Below are 21,347 nucleotides of genomic sequence, written 5' to 3'. Positions count from 1 at the left end.
GCCTCCGGCGACGTCACAAGGAACCGCGGCCCGCCCCTTCTCAGCGCCCGCCGTCTTTTGCTCCCCAAAAGGACCGAATGCCTTACACGCCCCCGCTAGAAGCAAAATCAGCGGCGCGAGGATGAGCCATTCTCGATGGCTGTGAGCCCGGAGCATCGCCTCTACCCCGGCCTGCATTCAGGGATGGACTCACGGGGTGGATCGTTCCCTGGCACGTTCCGCCCACCTCGGTGCTCCCACCCACAAGAATGAGCCAGTTCGTGAATCAGCGCCTTGACGATGCACTCGTGGGAAAGCGGCTCTTCACACCAATATGTTTCCCCAACTGGAAAGAAATAATTCAACGTCCCGTAGTAGTTGGGCGTGGGCGTATAAGCGAGCATGGTAAATCCATAGATTCGATTGTCTGCCTTGCATTGCAGGCGGGCTCGCTCGCTGCACTTGACCTGAATACTGCCGCACTGCCCCTGCACACAGATCCTCAACAGTTCATCACTGATGCCCCAAGCCGCCTCACGGCACTCCTCGACAGAGGGGATATCCAGCGAGGAAGGGCAATCCGTCCGCATCAGGGGTCCCACATGCTCATGAGGCTGCTGAGCAACACACCCCGTCACAAGAGAAAAACCAAGCGCCAATGCCCCCGTGGCAGTGGGCCACATCCAGCATGCGGACACGGGTCCGCAGGACGTACCCGAGCGACAACCCTCGCGAACCAGGGCGTTCATTCAAGCCCCATGCTACAGGTAGGCGAAAAGGTGCCGCAATCCTGGCGCTGCGTGGGCGGCCTCTTCCGAGGCGCTGGCCCGCGCGGGCATCACCCCCACGGGCTTCGGCGTCCTCACATCCGGACGGTAGCCTCTTCCGCCACGGGCCAGCCCGGCTCGGGCGTCAGCGCCAGCGTGTTGCGCACCCGGGCGATCAGCTCGTCCGCGCGGTAGGGCCTCGAGCACAGCACCGTGCCCTCCCACGCCCAGGCCGGCCGCCGCGCTCCCGCCAGCAGAATCGGCACCGGCCGGGCCCGTGGCAGCGTGGCGAACGTCTCCAGGAAGATGCCCACTTCCTGCTGTGACGCCGTCGCCGACAGCAGGATGATGTCCACCGGCAGCGCCGCCGCGTTGCGCAGCGCCTCGTCTCCTGTGCGCACCGTGAGCACCTCGAAGCCCTCGGAGCGCAGCACGCGCTCGGCCTCGGCCTCGTGCTCCTTATCTTCGTCCAGCAGCAGCACCCGCGGCGGCAGCTCCCGCACCTCGCGCTGCGACATGCGCGGCATCGTCACCGTGAAGGTGGAACCCTGTCCCTCCGCACTCGACAGCGTCAGGTTGCCGCCGTGCAGATTGCAGATGGAGTGGCTGATGAAGAGCCCCAGCCCCAGCCCTCCGAAGTTGCGGTGCGAGACGTTGCGCGCCTTGTAGAAGCGCTGGAACACCTGCGCCTGATCCGCCCCCGGAATGCCGATGCCGCGATCCTTCACGTGGATCCGGACCTCGTCGCCTGCCTCCTCCACCTCCACGTTGATGAGCTCGCCCGCGTTGCTGTACTTGTGCGCGTTCTCCAGCAGGTTCACCATCACCTGCTCCAGCCGGTTCCGATCGCCCTGCACCCAGACGCGCTGGCGCGGCACGTCCACCATGAAGGGCCGGTCGAAGGCCTGGCGGAACTGATCCACCACCTCCGCCACCAGTTGCCCCATCTCCAGCGGCGCGCGCTTCACCTCCAGCTTGCCCAGCTCCAGCCGCGAGGCGTCCAGCAGGTCATCCACCAGCCCCACCAGCCGGTCCACCTGCCGCTTGGACTTGAAAATGCTGGAGAGCTCCACCGCCTGCCCCGTGGCCAGCCGGCGCTCCATCGTGAAGAGGCTCAGCTTGAGCGGCGTGAGCGGCGTCTTCAGCTCGTGCGAGGCGATGGACATGAACTCCTCGCGCACCCGCAGCGCCGCCTGCGCCTCCCTCAAGAGCCGCGCGTTCTCCACCGCCACCGCAAGCTGGCCGGCCGCCGCCGTCCACAAGTCCAGCTCCTTGGCGGAGAACGAGGCGCCCTGCTCCTTGTACAGCAGCAACAACCCCACCGTGCGCTTGGGCGCGCACAGCGGCACCGCGGCGAAGATGGAGCCCATCGAGTCGCCATAGCCACGCTGGATGCCAATCTGCGCCCGGCGGGTGCCCAGCGCCTGGACGAAGGGATCCGCCGTCGGATCAAACGCGTCCTCGGGAGACTCACTTTCGGCCAGGTCCGACACCGCGGCGCGGCGCAGCGTCCCCTGGCCCTCGGCCTCGCAGAGGAACACCTCCGCACGCCGCACCCGGGCACAGCGCACCAGGGCCGTCACCGCCGCGGAGCACACGCTGTCCACCTCCAGCGTCTCGCCCACCGCGCGCGCGATGTCCTGCACCACCTGCGAGAAAGCGCCCTCGTCGTCCAGCCCCGAGGGCTCGAAGAGAATCCACGCCCCAGGCGGCTCGCCGTCCTGCGGCCGCCGCACCTGCACGCGCACCTGACGCATCGTGCTGGTGATGACGTGGCCCTCGTGCTCGCGGCCCTCGCGCACGGCGCGCTCCAGCGCATCCCGGCTCCGGCCGTACTCCAGGATTTCGAGCAGACCTCGCTCCACGGTAGGAGCCACACCTACTTTTCGGGCGAAGTCCGCCTCGAGCCATTGGACTTTGAGATCCGGCCCCACGCGCAGCGTGGCCTGGGGAAGATGTGCGAGCACATTCTCGAAGTCAGGAGGCAGCATGGGGCCAGCACCGAGATAAGGGGGCCCTCCGGGGAGCGACAAGCCACCCCCCGGCAATTCCGGAGGATCGGACGGACTGGCCGTTAGCGGGGCGACACTGTTACGCGCCGATCTCTCCGGGTTTCAACACCTGCGGCTGCCTGCCGGACGGGCGAGCATTTTGCGCGGAACCCATGCAAGTGGCGTTCTGTGTGTTAGACGACAGGCCGCCATGTCCACACAGCCTTCCAAGGAACTGAAGACCTTCCCCAACCCGGCCGCCGAGCGGGACTACGAGATCGCGTTCGACGTCCCGGAGTTCACGTGCCTGTGCCCACTGACCGGGCAGCCTGACTTCGCGCGGTTCAAGATCCGCTACGTGCCGGACGAGCTGTGCGTGGAGCTGAAGAGCCTGAAGCTCTACATGTGGGCCTACCGCAACGAGGGCGCGTTCCACGAGAAGGTGACCAACACCATCGCGGACGACATCATCAAGGCCATCCAGCCGCGCAAGCTCGTGGTGGAGGGTGACTTCTTCGTGCGCGGCGGCATCGGCACCGTCATCACCGTGACGCACGAGAAGAAGAAGGGCTAAAGCGCCCGCTAGAGCCCGCCGCGCAGCTCCGAGACGGCCTCGAGCAGCCCGTCCCTGGCGCGCAGCAGCATCACCAAGCGCCCCTGGTGGAAGCCGCGCACAGGGGCCTCGGGATCAGGAAACCCTGGAGGCAGCCTCCAGGAGGGCGGGAGGAGCCGGCCTCGAGGCACGGGCCTCTCTCGCCGCAGGTCGCCCAGCTCCGCATCCGAGAGCTCACGGGTGGCGCACCAGGACAATAGCTCGCGCCCATGCAGCTCCGTGCGCTTGCCGGGGCCTGGGTCCTCCCACGGGCCAATGGCCGTGCGGTGCAGCCGGGACAGGTGCGCGCCACAGCCGAGCGCCCGTCCCAGCTCTCTCGCCAGCGAGCGCACGTAGAAGCCGCCGCGGCACGTCAGCTCCAAGCGGCTGGAGCGCGGCAAGTCATGCGCGAGCCAGCGCGCCTCGTGGAGGTACACGCGCGAGGGCGGCAACACCACCTCCTCGCCCCGGTGGGCTTTCCGGTAGGCCGGCTCTCCGTCCACCTTCTTGGCGCTGGTGGCCGGAGGCACCTGGTCGTGCCAGCCCTGGAAGGGCGCGAGCGCCGCATCCAGCGCCTCCGGGGTGAGGTGCGAGGCATCGCCCTGATGGACCACGCGCCCGAGCAGATCGCCGTTGTCCGTCTCCACGCCCCAGCGGACCTCCGCCACGTAGCGCTTGGGGATGGCGTGGTGCAGGTCCATCAGCCGCGTGGCCTGCCCCACGAGCAGCAGCAGGAGTCCCTCGGCGAACGGGTCCAGCGTGCCCCCGTGGCAGACGGGGACGCGCTTGCCGGGACGCGCCGCCTGGAGCTCCTCCATGAAGGCGCGCACCACCGAGAAGCTCGTCTCGCCTACGGGCTTGTGGGCCAGATAGATGCCGGGCGTCAGCACGCGCGCCATCCTCCCAACCCCCTCCCGCACTTCACAGTCCTTTTGCTGCTCCTGTGACACAAGGCCATCCCCCTGACGGCATGGCTGCTCACTGTGCGACCGGACCCTGCTTCCTTCCGCCCCAGTGCGGCGAAGCTTTGGTAGCTTTCATCGCATGAAGAAGTTGCTCATTGGGGTCCTGGTCCTCGCCGTGCTGGCCGGCGCCGCCGGCGGCGGTGTCTTCATGTGGGCGGAGAAGGGCACGACGACGCCGAAGGCCGCCCCGGGCGCGCCCGAGGTGACGTTCGCCGTGAAGAAGGGCACGACGGCGCGGGCGCTCGGCCCGGAGCTCCAGTCCGAAGGGCTCATCGACGACGCGCGGCTGTGGCGCTTCCACCTGTGGCGTCGCGGTGGGCTCGCGCTGAAGGCCGGCCGCTTCAAGCTCAGCGCCTCCATGTCCATTGCCGAGTTGGCGAAGACGCTCGAGGGCCCGCCGCTCCCCGAGGACGTGCCCTTCGTGATGATTGAAGGCTGGCGCCTGCGAGACACGGACGAGGCCCTGGCCGCCAAGGGGCTCATCAAGCCGGGCGAGTACATCGCCGCCGCCAAGCGTCCCGAGCGCTTCAAGGCCTCCTTCCCGCTGCCCACGCGCAGCCTCGAGGGCTACCTCTACCCGGAGACCTACGCCGTGGTGCCGGAGGGCTTCAACGTGGAGGCCTTCATCCAGCGGCAGCTCGACACCTTCGGCGCGCGCTTCTACGACGGGCACAAGGGCGAGATTTCCAAGGGCAAGCGCAGCCTGCACGACCTCGTCGTGATGGCCTCCATGCTCGAGCGCGAGGAGCCCAAGCCCGAGCAGCGCCCGCTGGTGGCGGGCATCCTGTGGAAGCGGATCGACAAGAACTTCCCGCTCGGTGTGGACGCCACGAGCCGCTACGAGCTGGCGGACTGGAACGACCGCAAGGAGTTCCTCAAGAAGCTGCGCGACAACACGGACGAGTACAACACCCGCACGCGCGCAGGCCTGCCGCCGAGCCCCATCGGCGCGCCGACGGTGGACTCGCTCGTCGCGGCGCTGCGGCCCACGCCGAGCGACTACTGGTACTACCTGCACGACGCGGAGAAGAAGCTGCACCCCTCGCGCAACGCCGAGGAGCATGAGGCGCTGCGCGTGAAGTACAACGTGTACTGAGCCTCCTACTTCTTCCCCGGAGAGCGGGTGGGCGCGGGCGGAGACGCGGGAGCGGGTTGGTCCGCGACCTTCTTCTCCACCACGGGCGCCCACTTGTCCTGGGTGAGGTAGACACCCGTGGCGGTGGCCAGGCTGAGCAGCACCACGGCGGCCACCCACTTGAGCTTGCCGGTGGGCATCCGGTAGCGCTGCTCGGCTGCGTTCTCCTTGAGCACGCCCAGCTCCGCGTGCGTCAGGTGCGCCAGGGCCTCCGTCTCCGTGAGCTTCTGCCGCTGGTGCAGGAAGCCCATCAGCAGCGCCGGGTGGGACACCTTCACCACGTGCGCGAGGAACAGGTCCAGCTCGCGCCGCATGGCCGCCGCGTCCGGGAAGCGCTTCTCCGGACTCACCTCGAGCGCCCGCTTCACCACGTTGGCCAGCGGCGCGGGCACGTGGGGCGCCGCCTTGGCCAGCGGCGTGTACTTTCCGTCGCGGATCTTCGCGAAGATCTCTCCGGCCGTCCTGCCCTGGAAGGGACGCGTGCCGGTGAGCGCCTCGTAGAGCAACACGCCGAGCGAGAAGATGTCCGTGCGCGGATCCAGCTGCACGCCCGTCACCTGCTCCGGAGACATATAAGCCGGCGTGCCCACCGCCATGCCCTGCTGGGTGAGCGCCACCAGGTCCACGTCCTTGGCGATGCCGAAGTCCATCAGCTTCACCTCACCGGTCTTGGTGAGCATGACGTTCCCGGGCTTCAGGTCGCGGTGGATGATGTGGCGGAAGTGCGCGTGGTCCAGCGCGCTGGCGATGCGCGCGCCGACGACGGCGGCAACATCTGGAGGAAGATACCCGTCCTTGATGAGATCCTGGAGCGTGGGCCCATCCACGTACTCCATGACCATGAAGAGCGAGTCGTTCTTCTCCACCAGGTCATAGAGCGTGACGATGTTCTGGTGCCGGAAGGCAGCCAGAGCGAGCGCCTCGCGGTGGAAGCGGGACAAGGACTCCTTGTCCTTCTGGGCGTCCGGGAGCAGTTCCTTGATGGCCACCTCGCGCTGGATGGTCTCGTGGAGGCCCTTGTACACCTGGGCCATGCCTCCGCGACCCAGTTCCCCGAGTACGCGGTACGCGCCGATCTTCCGATGCTTGGTCGGCGCCTTCTCCAACTTGTCCCTGTCCGTGGCAGCCACGGCCCGCACGGTAGCGAGTTGTTCGCGGACCGTCGACAGCCGCGCAAGCCTTCCTGCCGGAGAAGCGAGCAGCCCCTCACATTGGGGCCGACTCCCGGTAGGCTGCGCGCCATGAACCTTCGACTGTTCCTGCCTGTCGTCGCGCTGTTCTCGCTCTCGCTCCCAGGCTGCATCGTGGTCCGGGACCGGACGACCGTCGTGAAGCCGGCCAAGGCTCAGAAGTCCTGCCACCCGAGCCAGTACTGGGATGGCGACCAGTGCCGCCACAAGGGCCAGGGTAAGGGCGCGCGCAAGCACGACAGCTGACGCGCTCGCTCGTTCTGTCCGTGGAAAAAAGTTCCAAGAACAACACCCTTGTCCCCTGAACCTTCACTCACGGTGGTGCCCGCGCCTAGCCCCAGAGCAGAGGGCGCTGGCGACCCGGTGACGCTGCTGGACGGCGGCGCCGAGGCGTATCCGCGCATGCTGGCGGCCATCGAGGCGGCCACGCGGCGGGTGCACCTGGAGGTCTACACCTTCGAGCGCGAGGGGGTGGGCTCGCTGTTCCTGGCGGCGCTCACGGCGGCGGCACTGCGAGGCGTGGAGGTGAAGGTCATCGTCGATGGCTGGGGCAGCATCGGCGAGAGCGGCCCGCTGCGGGCGACGCTGCGGGCGGCCGGGGCGAAGGTGCGCATCTACAACCCGCTGACGTCGATCTTCACGGGCCGGGCGTGGCGCAACCACCGGAAGATTCTGCTGGTGGACGAGCAGGTGGCCTTCATCGGCGGAGTGAACATCGGCGACGAGTACCGAGGCTCGGAGGGCAATCCGGGGTGGGCGGACCTGGTGCTGGAGTTGCGCGGGGACATCTGCGTGCAGCTGGGGGCGAAGCTGCAGGCGGGCCGAGTGGAGCTAACCTCGGGGCCGGTGCGGGTGCTGCTATCGGGATTTGGCGGTGGAGGGCGGCTGCGGAAGCGCTACCTGCAGGCGCTGAAGCAGGCGAAGCACACGGTGGTGCTGGCGCACGCGTACTTCCTGCCGGATCAGGGCTTCATGCGGGCGCTGACGAAAGCGGCGAAGCGGGGCGTGTCGGTGCACCTGCTGCTCACGGGCCGCAGTGACGTGCCGTTCGCTCGGGCGGCGACGATGCGGCTGTACCGGTACTTCTTGAAACGTGGGGTGCACATCCACGAGTGGATGGACTCCACGCTGCACGCGAAGGCGGCGGTGGTGGACGGGAGGCGGCTGCTGGTGGGCAGCTTCAACCTGGATCCCCTGTCGATGGTGAACCTGGAGACGCTGGTGGACGTGGAGGACGAGAGGGTGGCGGCGCAAGCCACGGCGTGGCTGGACAAGCACCTGAAGACGGCGCGGGCCATCTTCCTGGAAGACTGCGCACGCACAGGGCTGCAGGCGTGGCTGCTGGACATCCTGGGGCTGGCTGGAGCGCGCCTCGCGGAGGGCTTCGCGAACTTCATCGGACGGCGGCACCGGCGGTAGCGGCGACACCGAAAGACCTTCCCCGCTGGCGACACGGCCGCAGGCGCAGTGAACGAGTTCATGAGCGCGGAGCGAGCCGCCTCACAGCGTCAGCAGGGACCTTCGTCAGAGAGTTCGCGGCGTCAGGGGGGCCAAGAGCCCCTCCCTGACCAACGCGAACACCTGGCTCCTCTCACGCAAGGGAAGGAAGAACAATGGCCATTCACGACAAGTGGCTCCTGGGACTCTCACTGTTGATGTGCGCTGCTGTAACGGGCTGCCAGATGCAACCCCCCGCCGGCAGGGCGCAACTGCTGGCGAGCCTCCAACAAGCAGTCTCCATGGCGGACATCGCCCAGGTCGAGGTAGAGGTCAGTGCTCCGGACATGCAACCCCGGACCGAAATGCTCGTGAAGACGGGCAACCATTGGGGAGGCATCCTGGGCGAGCTGCCCGTAGGCCAGGGGCGGACCTTCAAGGCGACCGCTTTCGACTCGACTGGCACCCGGTTGTATGCAGGCTTGGCCCCGGACATCTCCATCGAGGAGGGGCAAACCACCATCCTCATGCTGGCGCTCCAGGAGTTGTCACCGACGCCCCCCTTCGAGAACGCGGCCCCCGTCATTACCTCGCTCGTGGCGAACTCGGCCTCCGTGACGCCGGGAGACACCCTCACGCTGACCGCCGCCGCGTCGGACGCGAACCCGGGCGACAGCCTCACCTATGCGTGGACGGCGCTCGCGGGGACTTTTGAGTCGCCCTCTTCCACCTCCACCCAGTGGACGGCGCCCGCGGAGACCGGCTCCGTTTCTCTGACCCTGACCGTCACGGACTCCAAGGGTGCCAAGACGGTGGTGACCTTCTCCATACAGGTCCGAAGCGCCACCGGAGCGGCCGAGGTCGACATCTCGGTCAACAACTGGCCCCGCGTGACGAACGTCTCCGCCGATTTCACCGTGGTCGAGGTGGGTGAGAGCACCACGCTGACGGCGATGGCCAGCGACCAGGATGGTGACGCTCTCACCTATAGATGGAGCGCCTCGTGCGAAGGCACCTGGTCACAGGAGACCTCGAACCCGGCCACCTTCACGCCCACCATGACTTCGGGCGGAAACACCTGCGAGCCCTGCTCTCTCACAGTGACCGCGAACGATGGCCGTGAGGGCACGGCCACGGGCACGCTCACCCTCTGCGTGGGGCCCAGGCCGGCCGTGCAGTTGCCGCCCGAGGTGGTAGAGACCTTCCAGTCCCTCCGAAACGTGGCTCCTGGAGGAACCATCGTCTTCCGGGTGCGCGCGCAGGATCCCCAGGGCAGTTCCCTCTCCTTCCACTGGAAGGAATCCGCAGGCACGTTGTCGCCCCCCTCGGAGAGCGCCCTGGAGAGTGAAGTGATCTGGACCGCGCCCGCTTGCACGTTGCCCGGCACAGTGCCCACTATCAAGATCAAGGTTAGCAACGCGCTGGGGTTGTCCTCCACCAAGACCTTCGAGGCGTCCATGACGCCAACTTGCAGCGTCACCTTCACCCAGGAATCCGGCAAGGATCGCAGGGGCGGGGACTACGGCCAGATCACGACACATAGTGGTGTCGAGGAATGCCAGGTCGCCTGCGCTAACCAGCAACGGTGCCGCGCTTACACGTACGTCCCCAGTACGTCCGCGTGCTTTCTGAAGGAGCATGCATACCCTGCGGTTGAGGCCAGCAACTTCATCTCCGGCGTCAAGGAGTAGCACTCCGGCGTGGGGAGGGGTGAAGCCCCCCTCCCTCGCCTGGGCCCCCGGTAGATCTCCCCAGGCCCCGGTACAGTGCCTCTCACGACGCCGGAGGCACCGGCGCCGTGGGCGAGCGCAGCGTCTCGGCGGGCAGCTCCGGTGCCGCCGCGTGCCGGATCAGCGACTCGATGGGCTTCGGGTCCACCACCCGCCGCGCCAGCTCCAGCAACACCACCTGGCTGCGCACCGGCGCTCCCTCCTGCCCCACCGGCACGTACGAGCCGTCCCGCTGAAGCCGCCGCGCCTTCACGTTGTCCTTCAGCCCCACCCCCAGCACCTCGTCCAACAGCCGCTGGCGCAACGCCGGGTCCTCCACTGGGAACATCGTCTCGATGCGCCGCACGAAGTTCCGCGGCATCCAGTCCGCGCTCGACGCCCACACCTCCGTCTGCGCCCCCTCCCCGAACGCGAACACCCGGCTGTGCTCCAGGAAGCGATCCACCACGCTCGTCACCCGGATGTTCTCGCTCACCCCCGGCACCCCAGGCCGCAGGCAGCAGATGCCGCGCACCAACAGCTCGATCTTCACCCCCGCCTGGCTCGCCGCGTACAGCGCCTTGATGACGCTCGCGTCCACCAGCGAGTTCATCTTCGCCACGATCCGCGCCGACTCCCCCTTCTTCGCCTTCTCCGTCTCCCGCTGGATCAGCCCCAGCACCTTCTCCTGCAACCCCACCGGCGCCACTGACAGCCGCTTCCACTGCGGCGCCGTCGAGTACCCCGTCAGCATGTTGAACAGCGCCGTCACATCCTCGGCAATCTCCTGCCGCGCCGTGAACAGCGACAGGTCCGTGTATTGCCGCGCCGTCGTCGGGTTGTAGTTCCCCGTCCCCAAGTGCACGTACCGCCGGATGCCGTTGCCCTCGCGCCGCACCACCAGCGCCACCTTGCAGTGCGTCTTCAGGCCAATCAGCCCGTAGACCACGTGCACTCCGCTCTCCTCCATCCGCCGCGCCCAGGCGATGTTGTTCGCCTCGTCCAGCCGCGCCTTGATCTCCACCAGCACCGCCACCTGCTTGCCGTTCTCCACCGCCCGCGTCAGCGCCCGCGCAATCGGACTGTCTCCGCTCGTCCTGTACAGCGTCTGCTTGATGGCCAGGACGTTCGGATCCTCCGCCGCCTCCTCCAGGAACCGCACCACCGGATCAAACGACTCGTAGGGGTGGTGCAGCAGGATGTCCCGCTTGGCGATGACGCTCATCACCGGATCTTCGTCCCGCAGCGCCGGAGGCACCGCCGGCACGAACGGCTCCACCCGCAGCTCCGGCCGCGCGTCCAGGTCCGTCAGCATCATCAGATCCGACGGCTGCAGCGGCCCCTGCAGGCGATACACGTCCGGCGTCCCCAGCTTCAGCGCCGCTGTCAGCGCCGTCTCCAGCTCCGCGCTCGCCGCCGCATCCAGCTCCAGCCGCACCGCCGCGCCACGGTCCCGCCGCCGCAGCTCCTCCTGGATGGTGGAGAGCAAGTCCGCGCTCTCCTCCTCGTCCACGTTCAAGTCCCAGTTGCGCGTCACGCGGAAGGACGCCGTCTGCTCCACCGCGTACCCAGGGAACAGGTCCGCCGCGCACAGGGAGATCAGCTCCTCCAGCGGCAGCACCGCCAACATCGTCCCCTGCAGCGGCGGCAGCGACACCAGACGGCTGAGCACGCTCGGCACCTGCACCACCGCCAGCGATGTCTCCCGCACGTTGCGCTTGCGCTTGGGGCCCTCGCGCCGCAGCAGCACCGCCACGTTCAGCGACTTGTTCCGCAGGTGCGGGAACGGGTGCCCCGGATCCACCGCCAGCGGCGTCAGCGCCGGGAACACCGAAGAGGTGAAGTACGTTTTCGCCGCCGCCTTCTGCTCCGCCGTCAGCTTGTCCCGCGTCAGCACCGCCACCCCGTGCGAGGCCAGCTTCGGCAGCAGCTCCTCCCGCCACACCCGGTACACATCATCCACCATGGCGTGCACGCGATCGCTGATGGCCGCCAGCTGATCCGCCGGCAGCATGCCGTCCGCCGCCGTCTCCGCCACCCCGCTGGCCAGCTGCTGCTTCAGGCCCGCCACCCGAACCATGAAGAACTCGTCCAGGTTCGAGGTGGTGATGGCGAAGAACTTCAGCCGCTCGTAAATCGGCAGGCTCACGTCCTTCACGTCCGCGAGCACCCGCGCGTTGAAAGCGAGCCAGGACAGCTCGCGGTTGATGAAGAGCTGGGGGTCGTTGAGATCCACGGTGCCAGACTCTTGCATGGAACCCCCCACGTCACGTCACGGGGATGTCACGATAGAGCCTACTTTGACCTCCCCCCTGGCATGAATTCCGTACACCAGGGTTCGAAACGCTACACTGCTCCCCTCGGCCATGCCCTCCCCTGCCCTTCCGCCCGTCCTCGCCGCCATCGACGTGGGTACCAATGCCGTCCGGCTGGAGCTCGCCCGGCCCGACCCCGATGGAGCGCTCGAGACGCTCCACCAGGAGCGAGACCCCATCCGCCCCGGAGAGGGCGTCTTCGCCACCGGCTCCATGCCGCGCGAGACCGCGGACCGGCTGCTGTCCACCCTGCGCCGCTACGCCGCCTTGTGCCGCCGCCACAAGGCCCGCGTCCGCGCCGTGGCCACCAGCGCCCTCCGCGAAGCCCGCAACAGTGCCGAGATCGTCCGCCGCGTGCGCGAAGAGGCGGGATTGGATCTCGAAGTGGTGAGCGGCAAGGAGGAGGCGCGCCTCATCTGCCTGGGCGTGCTCCACCGCAAGCCGCCCAGCACCCGCTCCCTGCTCGTGGACATTGGCGGCGGCTCCACCGAGGTCGCCACCGCCACCGGCGAGAAGCCCGACAACCTCTGGAGCCTCGCGCTCGGTGCCGTGCGGCTCACCGAGGTGTTCAACGCCTCGCGCACCCTGACGCCCAAGCAGCTGCGACTCATCCGCAGCTTCGTGGCCGAGGTGGTCCGCAAGACGCTCCCGGAGAAGCTCCCCCGGCTGCCCCGCGTGGCGCTCGGCTCCTCTGGCACCATCAACGCCGTGGTGTCCTTCGCCGCCAGCGACAACGCGGGCATCGCCTCCGCGCGGCAGCTCTCCCACGCCGTGGAGACCCTGGCGGAGATGCCTCCCGAGCGCCGCCGCAAGCGCTTTGATCCGCGCCGCGCGGACATCATCGTCTCCGGCGCCATCATCCTCGAGGGCGTGGTGAAGCACCTGGGCGTGGACGCGGTGGCCGCCGTCAACCGCGGCCTGCGCGATGGCCTGCTCGTGGACCTGCTCTACCGGCAGGACACCTCGAGGGATGACTCCAGCCTCACGGACGCGGTGCTCGCCATCGGCCAGCGCTTCTACTTCGACGAGAAGCACGCGCGTCAGGTGGCCCGGCTCGCGCTCACCCTCTTCGATCAGCTCGCGGCGCTGCACCAGCTGCCGCTGTCCACCCGGCCCTACCTCGAAGTAGCCGCGTTGCTGCACGACATCGGCCTCGCGGTGAACTACGAGCGCCACCACAAGCACACGTACTACCTCATCCACCACGCGGACCTCCCCGGCCTCTCCGAGCGCGAGCGCGAGCTGGTGGCCCGCGTGGCCCGCTACCACCGCCGCAGCGCGCCCGACTTGAGGCACTCCGGGATGGAGGGGCTGCTCCCCTCCGAGGCGCGCACGGTGCGCAAGCTCGCCACCCTGCTGCGCGTGGCCAACGCGCTGGACCACAGCCACCAGCAGGCCATCAAGGAGCTCAAGGCCTCCCAGGGCCGCGAGGGTGTCACGCTCCACCTGCGCACCAAGCAGCCGCTGGACCTGGAGCTGTGGAACGCGGAGCGGCAGACGAACAACTTCCGCAGCGTCTTCGGCAAGCGGCTCTTCTTCCACGTCAGCCGCTAGCGCCCGCTCCCCTCCCTGCCCTCCAGAGAGGGCGGCTCCGCGCTTTGCCCCTCCTTCCGTGGATGGCCACGCTCCAAGGCGCAGGGACTCGCCGTGTGGACGAGGCCCTTCGCACCACAGCGCCCTACTGGGGAAGGAGTCGCGCGCGATGAAAGCCGTCGTTTTCCATGGAATCGGGGACATCCGGCTCGATGACGTCGAGGAGCCCAGGATTGAGAAGCCCACGGACGCCATCGTGCGCCTGAGTGCCAGTGCCATCTGCGGCACGGACCTGCACATGATTCGCGGCACCCTGCCGGGCATGAAGCCGGGCACCATCCTCGGCCACGAGGGCGTCGGCTACATCGAGGAGCTGGGCGAGGACGTGCGCAACTTCTCCGTGGGAGATCGCGTCGTCATCCCCTCCACCATCGCGTGCGGAAGCTGCGTGTACTGCCGCTCCGGCTACTACGCACAGTGCAACGAGGCCAACCCCCAGGGCCCGCTGGCGGGCACCGCCTTCTTCGGCGGCCCGATGATGACCGGGCCCTTCCACGGCATGCAGGCGGAGAAGGTGCGCGTGCCGTTCGCCCACGTAGGCCTGGTGCGCATCCCCGAGGGCGTCACGGATGAGCAGGCCATCCTCGTGTCGGACATCTTCCCCACGGGCTACTTCGGCGCGGAGCTGGCGGAGATCAAACCCGGCGACACCGTGGCCGTGTTCGGCTGCGGGCCGGTGGGCCAGTTCGCCATCGTGAGCGCCAAGCTGCTGGGCGCCGGCCGCGTGTTCGCCATCGACTGCTTCGAGGACCGGCTGGAAATGGCCCGGACCCAGGGCGCCGAGATCATCCACTTCGAGCAGGAGGACCCCGTGGAGACGCTGCGCCGGCTCACTGGCGGCATCGGCGTGGACCGGGCCATTGATGCGGTGGGCGTGGACGCCATGCACCCGCACCATGGGCCCGCGGCCAAGGAGGCCAAGAAGGAGGCCGCCGAGTTCAAGCGCGAGGTGAAGGAGGTGGCGCCCAAGACGAACCCGGACGGCGGCAACTGGGTGCCCGGCGACGCGCCCGCGCAGGCGCTGCTGTGGGCCGTGCAGGCCCTGGCCAAGGCAGGCACGCTGTCCATCATCGGCGTCTACCCGCAGACGGCCCGCACGTTCCCCATCGGCGAGGCGATGAACAAGAACCTCACCCTGCGGATGGGCAACTGCAACCACCGCAAGTACATCCCCAAGCTGCTGGAGCTGGTGCGCACCGGAGAAGTGGACCCCACCGCCATCCTCTCGCGCGTGGAGTCCATCACGAGCGCCATCGACGCCTACCGCAACTTCGACCTGCGCAAGCCGGGCTGGCTCAAGGTGGAGCTCGAGCCGCCCATGCTCACCTGAGCCCCGCTCCCTGAAAATGAAGACGCCCGGCAACCCCGAGGGATTGCCGGGCGTCTGGCGCGAGAGACGCGCTCAGCGCTGACTGACTACCAGTTCGGGGCGTTCACCGTGTAGCCCGCGGCGGCGCCGTCATCGATGCCCTGGCGGTCCGACTGGTCGTGCGGCACCACGAACTTGCAGGTGGCCGTCTTGATGGTACCGGAGGTGTCCGTCACCTTGAAGCGCACGCCGTAGATGCGGCCGTTGCCCTTGCCCTGGCGCTCGGCGCGCAGCTTGAAGCTGCTCGGGCCGGTGATGACGATGTCGTCGTCCGTCTTGCCGTCGCCGTTGCCATTCGCATCCTCCACCTCGTCGCTGTAGATGGAGAGGATCTTGCCCATCTCATCGATGGCCGAGCCACCGTGGCCGCAGCCACCGTCATCATCGGGGCCGCAGTTGGTCGTCACGGCGGCGCAGTCAGACAGGGTGAACGTCTGGTAGTTGTGGTTCGGCGGCCAGATCTGCTGGGTCGGCTTCACCGTGATGGTGGTGTTGCAGGTGTTGCCCACCACCGTCACCGTGCGCGTCTTGGAGGCGCTCAGGCCCGCCGCATCGCGCGCCGTGTAGGTCAGCGTGTAGGTACCGGGCACTGCCGTGTTCACCGTGCCCGTCTTGGTGACGGTCAGGGTCCCGGAGCAGGAGTCCGTGGCCGAGGAGCCCGGCTCCACGTAGGCGCTGCCCACCTGGAGGGACATGGTGGCCGAGCCTGCCAGCGTCACCGTCGGGGCCAGCGTGTCGTTCACCGTCACCGTGCGCGTCGCCGTGGCCACGTTGCCGGACACATCCGTCACGCTGTAGTTCTTCGTGTACGTGCCGCGGACCGCCGTGTTCACCGTGCCGGTGATGTTCAGCCGGCTGGTCACGTTGCCCGTGCACGCGTCCGCCGCCGTGGCGCTCTGCTCCGTGTAGGTGCCCACGCCGCACTCCAGCGTCATCGCGCTGGCGCCGTTGAGCGTGATGACCGGGGCCTTCGTGTCCGCCACCTGCACCGAGCGCACCGCCGTGGCCGACAGGCCCACCGCGTCCGCCACGCTGGCGTTCACCGTGTAGTTGCCCACCACCGCCGTGTTCACCGCGCCGCTGTAGGCGATGGCGCCCGTCAGGTTGCCAGCGCACGCATCCACCGCCGTGGCGCCCGGGTTGGTGAAGCTGTCCACGCCGCACTCCAGCTTCAGGGACTGCGCACCCACCAGGGCGATGCTCGGGGCCAGCGTGTCGTTCACCTTCACCGTGCGGGTGGCCGAGGCCTGGTTGCCGGAGACGTCCGTCACGCTGTAGGTCTTCGTGTACGTGCCGCGGGCCGCCGTGTTTACCGTGCCGCTGATGCTCAGCCGGTTGCTCACGTCACCGGTGCACACGTCGGTGGCCGAGGCGCCCGCCTCCGTGTAGCTGCCCACGCCGCACTCCACGTTCACCAGGCTGGCGCCCGAGAGGGTGACGACCGGGGCCTTCGTGTCCGCCACCGCCACCGTGCGCACCGCCGTGGACTCCAGGCCGGCACCGTCCACCACGCGCGCCGTCACGTTGTAGCTCCCCACCGCCGCCGTGTTCACCGTGCTGCTGTAGGTGATGGCGCCCGTCAGGGGGCCGGAGCACGCGTCCGTCGCCGTGGCGCCCGGGTTGGTGAAGCTGCCACCGCACTCCACCTGCATGGACTGCGCACCCACCAGCGAGAGGACCGGAGCCTTCGTGTCCGCCACCTCGACCGAGCGCACCGCCGTGGCCGCCAGGCCCGCGCCGTCCACCACGCGCGCCGTCACGCTGTAGTTGCCCACCGCCTTCGTGTCCACCGTGCCGCTGTAGGTGATGGCGTCCGTCAGGGTGCCGGAGCACGCATCCACCGCCGTGGCGCCCGCGTGGGTGAAGCCGTCCACGCCGCACTCCAGCTTCAGGGACTGCGCACCCACCAGCGAGAGGACCGGGGCCAGCGTGTCCACCACCTTCACCGAGCGGGACGCCGTGGCCTCCTGGCCCGCGCCATCCACCACCCGGTAGCTCACCCCGTAGGTGCCCACCGCCTTGGCGTTCACCGTGCTGGACACCGAGACGCTGTCCACCAGGTTCCCGGCGCACAGGTCGCTCGCCGTGTAGCCCGCCTCGCTGTAGCTGCCCACGCCGCACTCCAGCTGCTGCTGCGCCGCACCGCGCAGCGTGAGGCTCGGGGCCAGCGTGTCCACCATGGTGATGGAGGTGGAGCACGTCGCCTCGTTGGTACCGTCGCTCGCCAGCCAGCGCACCGTGCGCGGCGTGCCCAGCGTGTAGCCCTCGCCCTGCAGGGTGTGCGTCACGAAGGGAGCCACGCAGTTGTCGTTCGCGTGGGCGGGGAGCACCGCCGCCTGGGCCGTGCCGCACTCGAAGGAGCTCGCTGCCGGGCAGGAGATGCTCGGGGCGCTGTCATCCACCACGTTCACCAGAGCCGTGCAGGAGGACACCTGCCCGCCCGCGTCCGTGCACGTCAGCGTGGCCTGGGTGGAGCCCACCTCGAACGCCGTCGCGCTCTGCACGCAGCCCACCAGGTTGTCATCCGGGTCGAAGGAGCCGTCGTTGATGGAGGCACCCACGCCACCGCAGGACGGGCCGGCGCTCAGGTGCACCGGGCGGCAGCGGGCCACCGGGGGACGGTTCGTGGGCGGAGGCGGCGGGGGCGGCGCGGGAATGGTCCGGCAGGAGCGCGGGCAGACGCCCTGGCCGTTCTCCGAGCCCAGGTCGCAGTCCTCGCCCGGATTCACGATGCCGTCACCGCACCAGTTCAGCTGGCACGTCGCGGAGCACTCCGAACCAGCCAGGCCGTTGGACTCGTAGCCGTAGTCGCACTCCTCACCCACCTCCTGCTCGTAGTTGCCACAGCCCAGCAGGTTCACGCCGCGCGCCAGAATGTAGGGAGCGCCCATCCGGCCATCCGTGAACTCGTGCACCGGAGCGGAGCCACGCGAGCTCTCCGAGTACTCGGCCACGGACAGGGGCGCGAAGTTGGCCTTCGGGAAGCGGTCGAACTGCGCGTTCACCGAGCAGGGCCAGTTGGACATGGCAGCGTCCGTCACATTCGCAAGCGCCGGGTGCTCGCCGACGACATGCGCGCTGGCGTGGCAGCCACCGCCCTGCACCGAGAACTCGCCGAACGACTCCAGCAACTCCACGTGCGTCTCGGGAGCCGCGTTCTGGTAGTAGCAGCTCAGGGACAGGTACAGGCCCGTCTGGCCGGGCGAGTACGCGGCGAACTGGATGGCCTGCTCCGTCACCGACGTCGCCCCGTTGGCCACCGGCGCCGTGCCGGCGATCAGCACGTTGCCGTTGATGACCGGGCCCCACACGTGGCGGTTGGCCAGCGCCGCGGACGCCACGTTCAGGCTGGCGCAGTTGGCATCGCCCAGGATGATGACGCGGTACTCGGCGAACTGCTCCGCCGTCATTCCCGCCCACTGCTCGTCCGAGGCCAGCGTCACCGGAAAGCCCATGTTCTTCGCGGCCTGGTACTCCACGCTCTCCGTGCCACCCGCCACGGTGCGCGCCAGGATCAGCGCCTTGAACTGGGCGAGTTCATCCTGACGAGTCGTCGGGGCGGCCGCCTCCGAGGCCGCTTGCTGCGACTCCTGACCGCACGCCATCACTGCCAGCGTGACCACCAACATCGCCGCTCTGCTCAGGGGGTTCCGGCTCATGGGGTGACTCCGGGGCGAAAGCGAGAGGCTCGAAGGGGAATTCCAGCCACCCGCTAAAGTTACGTTATTTATGCATCAAACCCGAAATCCCGTCAAGCCTGGCTAAACCTTTACAACACCACGGTCCGACAAAAATCGGATTTCAGGCCCCTCGCCTGCCTCCTTCCGATTGATTCCGAGTGATTTTAAGGGTTTGTGCGCCACACGGAGGGCGCGAAGCGTGACTCCAGCCGCCTGGCATCCCGCCTCAGGCGTCCAGGATCAGGCACGAATCGCCGAACTCGTGGCCCAGGTAACCGCGTTTTTCCGCGATTTGGGCGGCCTCGCGGAGCAATGCGAGCGGCGCAAAGGCCTGGAGGAGCATGTAGTGACTTGTCGCAGGCTCGTGCACACCCGTCAGGAGTCCACTCACGACCTTGGGGATGAAGCCTGGCCCCATGAGCAGATCCGTCACGCCCTCGCCAGCCGTGAGCCTTCCACCGGCCTGAGCGGCACGTCCCTCGAGCGCTCGCACCACGGTGGTGCCCACGGCGACCACGCGGCCTCCCGAGGCGCGCGTGGCGTGGATGGCTTCCACGGTGGAGGCGGGAAGCTCGAAGCGCTCTGGACGAGGCAGCGCGGCGTCGAGCGCGGCGTCTCCGGTGGAGGACAGCCCAGCGGCGTGGGTGAGCGAGGCGAAGCGCACGCCCCGGCGCCGGAGCTCGAGCAGCAGCGCCCAGGTGAGGGGCAGTCCGGCGGAGGGGGCTTCGGCGGCCCAGGGCCGGGCGGCGTAGGCGGTCTGGATGTGCCAGAGCGCGAGCGGTCCCGAGAGATAGGAGTACTGGACGGGCTTGCCCGAGCGGTAGAGGCCGGCCCACAGCTCGGCGCCCTGGGCCTCGAAGGCCACGCGGAGCAGGCGAGGCGAAGGCGGGAGCACCTCCACTACGCACGCCTTCAACGTGCCCAGCACGAGCTGCGTTCCCACGGTGAGCAAGGGAGGCGCAGGCCGATCCTCGGTGCGCATCCGCCAGTCGCCCGCGCCGAAGAGCACCGCCGTCCAGGTGCCCTCCTCTTCCCTCGCGAGCAGCCGCAGCTCAATGGGGCCCCCCGCCACGGTGAGGCCGTGCAGGGAGCTTGGGAGGGTGGCGGCGTCGTTCACCACCAGGAGGTCTCCGGAGCGCAGCAACTCCGGGAGGTGCTCCACGCGCCGGTCCGAGATGCGTCCAGAGGACGGGGAGACGTGCAGCAGGCGGTTTGCCTCGGGGTGCTCACGAGGCCAGTGTGCGGGGTTCATGCCGCCTCCAGCCGGGCTGCCTCGAGGCGGCTGCCTGAGGGAACGTTCTCGGCGCGCTCCAGCAGCCCGAGGAGCCGGGCAGCCACATCGTCCGGGCGCGAGAGCGTGGCGCGGTCCGCATCCGGAATGGCGTCGGCGTGCATCTTCGTGTCCATCTCACCCGGGTCCACGTTGAAGAAGCGGACACCGGTGCCCTCCAGCTCGGCGGCCCAGATGCGGCCCAGGTGCTCCAAGGCCAGCTTCGAGACGGAGTACGCGCCCCAGCGCGGGTAAGCGGACACAGCCGCGTCCGAGCTGAGGTGCACCACCACCCCGCTGCCGCGCATGGCCATGGCGCCGGCCACCGCCTTGGTGAGCCGGAAGGGCCCCACGAGGTTCACCTCGAGCACCTTCGAGAGGTCCTCGCAGGCGGTGTCGAGCAGCAGCGGCAGGGGCGTGGGCCCGAGCGTGCTGGCATTGTGCACCAGCACGTCGAGGGGCCCCACCAGCGCCGAGGCCGCGCCCACCAGCGGGTAGATGGCCTCCTTGTCCCCCACGTCGTATGCGAGCGCATGAGCCACATGGCCCTCCGCGCGGAGGGCCGCCGCCACGGCCTCCATCTCCTGGGCGTTGCGAGAGACGCCCACCACGCGGGCGCCCTTGCGCGCCAGGCGCTTCATGAGGGCCTCGCCCAGTCCCCGGCTTGCCCCCGTCACCAGCACTGCCTTGCCTTCGAGCTTCATCGTGTCTCCTCCTGTGCCATGAGAGGTACACGGGGCTGGCCGATTCTTCGTCCGGTTTGCCAATGGATTGGCAGAATGCTGCTTCATGAACGACGAGGAGCTGGCGGGATGGCTGGCGCGCAACATCAAGGCGCTCCGGGAAGCGCGCGGGGCGACGCAGGCCCAGCTGTCGAAGCTTGCGGGCATCCCCCGGGCGACGTGGGCCCACCTGGAGTCCGGGGCGAGCAACCCGACCCTCGCCGTGCTGCACCGCGTGGCGAGCGCCCTCCAGGTGACACTGGAGGAGCTGGTGGCCCGGCCCCGAGCCAATGCCCGGCACTACCCGCGCGAGAGCTTGCCGGTGCGGCAGCGGGGAGCGGGCTTCCTGCGCAAGCTGTTGCCGGATCCGCTGCCGGGGATGGAGTTCGACCGGCTGGAGTTACCGCCGCGGGCGCGCATCTCCGGAGTGCCGCATACGCCGGGCACGCGCGAATACCTGGCCTGCGAGTCCGGGCAGCTGGCGCTGGTGGCCAGCGGGGAGCGCTTCGTGCTGCAGACGGGGGACGTGGTGGTGTTCCGGGGGGACCAGAAGCACTCGTACGAGAACCCGGGGGACCGGACCGCGGTGGGCTACTCGGTGGTGCTGCTGGCGCCCCCGCTGACCTGAGCCGG

Annotated in this window: 15 protein-coding genes; 8 read left to right on the top strand and 7 right to left on the bottom strand. The window is 68.7% G+C overall.

Annotated features, from left to right (window positions below):
* Positions 1 to 841 precede the first annotated feature (841 nt).
* Positions 842 to 2,737 (bottom strand): ATP-binding protein, encoded by a 1,896-nt coding sequence (locus DB31_RS37230; protein WP_044197083.1) that lies wholly within the window; start codon positions 2,735 to 2,737, stop codon positions 842 to 844.
* A gap of 211 nt (positions 2,738 to 2,948) precedes the next feature.
* Here DB31_RS37230 and queF point away from each other — a divergent pair, with 211 nt between their 5' ends.
* Positions 2,949 to 3,311: a preQ(1) synthase gene (gene queF, locus DB31_RS37225; protein ID WP_044197081.1), complete on the top strand. Its 363-nt coding sequence runs from the start codon at positions 2,949 to 2,951 to the stop codon at positions 3,309 to 3,311.
* An 8-nt stretch (positions 3,312 to 3,319) separates the two neighbouring features.
* On the opposite strand, the gene truB is transcribed toward queF, so the two are convergent.
* Positions 3,320 to 4,228, bottom strand: a complete 909-nt coding sequence (truB, locus tag DB31_RS37220) for a tRNA pseudouridine(55) synthase TruB (protein WP_044197079.1) — start codon at positions 4,226 to 4,228, stop codon at positions 3,320 to 3,322.
* 145 nt (positions 4,229 to 4,373) lie between these two features.
* Here truB and mltG point away from each other — a divergent pair, with 145 nt between their 5' ends.
* Positions 4,374 to 5,390 (top strand): endolytic transglycosylase MltG, encoded by a 1,017-nt coding sequence (gene mltG / locus DB31_RS37215; protein ID WP_044197076.1) that lies wholly within the window; start codon positions 4,374 to 4,376, stop codon positions 5,388 to 5,390.
* A gap of 5 nt (positions 5,391 to 5,395) precedes the next feature.
* On the opposite strand, the gene DB31_RS37210 is transcribed toward mltG, so the two are convergent.
* Positions 5,396 to 6,463, bottom strand: a complete 1,068-nt coding sequence (locus DB31_RS37210; RefSeq protein WP_240487097.1) for a serine/threonine-protein kinase — start codon at positions 6,461 to 6,463, stop codon at positions 5,396 to 5,398.
* Positions 6,464 to 6,670: 207 nt separating this feature from the next.
* Here DB31_RS37210 and DB31_RS37205 point away from each other — a divergent pair, with 207 nt between their 5' ends.
* The 3 genes from DB31_RS37205 to DB31_RS37195 all read left to right on the top strand — a co-directional run bounded on the left by DB31_RS37205 (position 6,671) and on the right by DB31_RS37195 (position 9,747).
* A complete protein-coding gene (locus DB31_RS37205) occupies positions 6,671 to 6,865 on the top strand; it encodes a hypothetical protein (RefSeq protein WP_044197074.1) in 195 nt (64 codons plus the stop codon).
* Positions 6,866 to 6,913: 48 nt separating this feature from the next.
* The gene (locus DB31_RS37200; RefSeq protein WP_240487092.1) at positions 6,914 to 8,038 is read left to right on the top strand and encodes a phospholipase D-like domain-containing protein; all 1,125 of its coding nucleotides are present in this window, start codon (positions 6,914 to 6,916) and stop codon (positions 8,036 to 8,038) included.
* 194 nt (positions 8,039 to 8,232) lie between these two features.
* Complete coding sequence (locus DB31_RS37195; RefSeq protein ID WP_052420550.1) at positions 8,233 to 9,747, top strand: PAN/Apple domain-containing protein; 1,515 nt, start codon at positions 8,233 to 8,235, stop codon at positions 9,745 to 9,747.
* An 82-nt stretch (positions 9,748 to 9,829) separates the two neighbouring features.
* Here DB31_RS37195 and ppk1 read toward each other — a convergent pair whose 3' ends face one another.
* On the bottom strand, positions 9,830 to 12,019 hold the full coding sequence (gene ppk1, locus DB31_RS37190) for a polyphosphate kinase 1 (RefSeq protein WP_044197070.1): 2,190 nt from the start codon (positions 12,017 to 12,019) through the stop codon (positions 9,830 to 9,832).
* Between the two features lie 112 nt (positions 12,020 to 12,131).
* On the opposite strand from ppk1, the gene DB31_RS37185 reads away from it, so the two are divergent.
* Entirely contained in the window at positions 12,132 to 13,634 is a 1,503-nt protein-coding gene (locus DB31_RS37185; protein ID WP_044197068.1) for a Ppx/GppA phosphatase family protein, read from the top strand.
* 148 nt (positions 13,635 to 13,782) lie between these two features.
* Complete coding sequence (locus DB31_RS37180) at positions 13,783 to 15,003, top strand: zinc-dependent alcohol dehydrogenase (RefSeq protein ID WP_044197065.1); 1,221 nt, start codon at positions 13,783 to 13,785, stop codon at positions 15,001 to 15,003.
* A gap of 86 nt (positions 15,004 to 15,089) precedes the next feature.
* On the opposite strand, the gene DB31_RS45590 is transcribed toward DB31_RS37180, so the two are convergent.
* From DB31_RS45590 to DB31_RS37165, 3 genes are all read right to left on the bottom strand, one after another.
* Positions 15,090 to 18,701 carry a DUF5011 domain-containing protein gene (locus DB31_RS45590; protein ID WP_083969131.1) on the bottom strand — a complete coding sequence of 1,204 codons (3,612 nt, stop codon included), beginning with the start codon at positions 18,699 to 18,701 and terminating at the stop codon, positions 15,090 to 15,092.
* A gap of 247 nt (positions 18,702 to 18,948) precedes the next feature.
* Positions 18,949 to 19,974, bottom strand: coding sequence for an S-adenosylmethionine:tRNA ribosyltransferase-isomerase (locus DB31_RS37170; protein WP_044197063.1), 1,026 nt, complete (start codon positions 19,972 to 19,974; stop codon positions 18,949 to 18,951).
* A complete protein-coding gene (locus DB31_RS37165; RefSeq protein WP_044197061.1) occupies positions 19,971 to 20,696 on the bottom strand; it encodes an SDR family NAD(P)-dependent oxidoreductase in 726 nt (241 codons plus the stop codon). Before DB31_RS37165 ends, DB31_RS37170 begins: the two co-directional genes overlap by 4 nt.
* Before the next feature lie 85 nt (positions 20,697 to 20,781).
* Between DB31_RS37165 and DB31_RS37160 the strand changes: the two genes are divergently transcribed.
* A complete protein-coding gene (locus DB31_RS37160; protein WP_044197059.1) occupies positions 20,782 to 21,342 on the top strand; it encodes a helix-turn-helix domain-containing protein in 561 nt (186 codons plus the stop codon).
* Positions 21,343 to 21,347 lie beyond the last annotated feature (5 nt).

The organism is Hyalangium minutum, assembly GCF_000737315.1.
Lineage (GTDB): Bacteria > Myxococcota > Myxococcia > Myxococcales > Myxococcaceae > Hyalangium > Hyalangium minutum.
Note: the sequence above shows the minus strand (reverse complement) of the source record. Positions and strands in the feature narration are given on the sequence as shown.

What these genes read in the sequence shown, in the direction of transcription:
- queF (WP_044197081.1), top strand. Translation starts at nt 2,949, where the DNA reads ATGTCCACACAGCCTTCCAAGGAACTGAAGACCTTCCCCAACCCGGCC.
- truB (WP_044197079.1), bottom strand. Translation starts at nt 4,228, where the DNA reads ATGGCGCGCGTGCTGACGCCCGGCATCTATCTGGCCCACAAGCCCGTA.
- ppk1 (WP_044197070.1), bottom strand. Translation starts at nt 12,019, where the DNA reads ATGCAAGAGTCTGGCACCGTGGATCTCAACGACCCCCAGCTCTTCATC.
- DB31_RS37165 (WP_044197061.1), bottom strand. Translation starts at nt 20,696, where the DNA reads ATGAAGCTCGAAGGCAAGGCAGTGCTGGTGACGGGGGCAAGCCGGGGA.
- mltG (WP_044197076.1), top strand. Translation starts at nt 4,374, where the DNA reads ATGAAGAAGTTGCTCATTGGGGTCCTGGTCCTCGCCGTGCTGGCCGGC.
- DB31_RS37160 (WP_044197059.1), top strand. Translation starts at nt 20,782, where the DNA reads ATGAACGACGAGGAGCTGGCGGGATGGCTGGCGCGCAACATCAAGGCG.
- DB31_RS45590 (WP_083969131.1), bottom strand. Translation starts at nt 18,701, where the DNA reads ATGAGCCGGAACCCCCTGAGCAGAGCGGCGATGTTGGTGGTCACGCTG.
- DB31_RS37170 (WP_044197063.1), bottom strand. Translation starts at nt 19,974, where the DNA reads ATGAACCCCGCACACTGGCCTCGTGAGCACCCCGAGGCAAACCGCCTG.
- DB31_RS37185 (WP_044197068.1), top strand. Translation starts at nt 12,132, where the DNA reads ATGCCCTCCCCTGCCCTTCCGCCCGTCCTCGCCGCCATCGACGTGGGT.
- DB31_RS37205 (WP_044197074.1), top strand. Translation starts at nt 6,671, where the DNA reads ATGAACCTTCGACTGTTCCTGCCTGTCGTCGCGCTGTTCTCGCTCTCG.
- DB31_RS37210 (WP_240487097.1), bottom strand. Translation starts at nt 6,463, where the DNA reads ATGGCCCAGGTGTACAAGGGCCTCCACGAGACCATCCAGCGCGAGGTG.
- DB31_RS37230 (WP_044197083.1), bottom strand. Translation starts at nt 2,737, where the DNA reads ATGCTGCCTCCTGACTTCGAGAATGTGCTCGCACATCTTCCCCAGGCC.
- DB31_RS37195 (WP_052420550.1), top strand. Translation starts at nt 8,233, where the DNA reads ATGGCCATTCACGACAAGTGGCTCCTGGGACTCTCACTGTTGATGTGC.
- DB31_RS37180 (WP_044197065.1), top strand. Translation starts at nt 13,783, where the DNA reads ATGAAAGCCGTCGTTTTCCATGGAATCGGGGACATCCGGCTCGATGAC.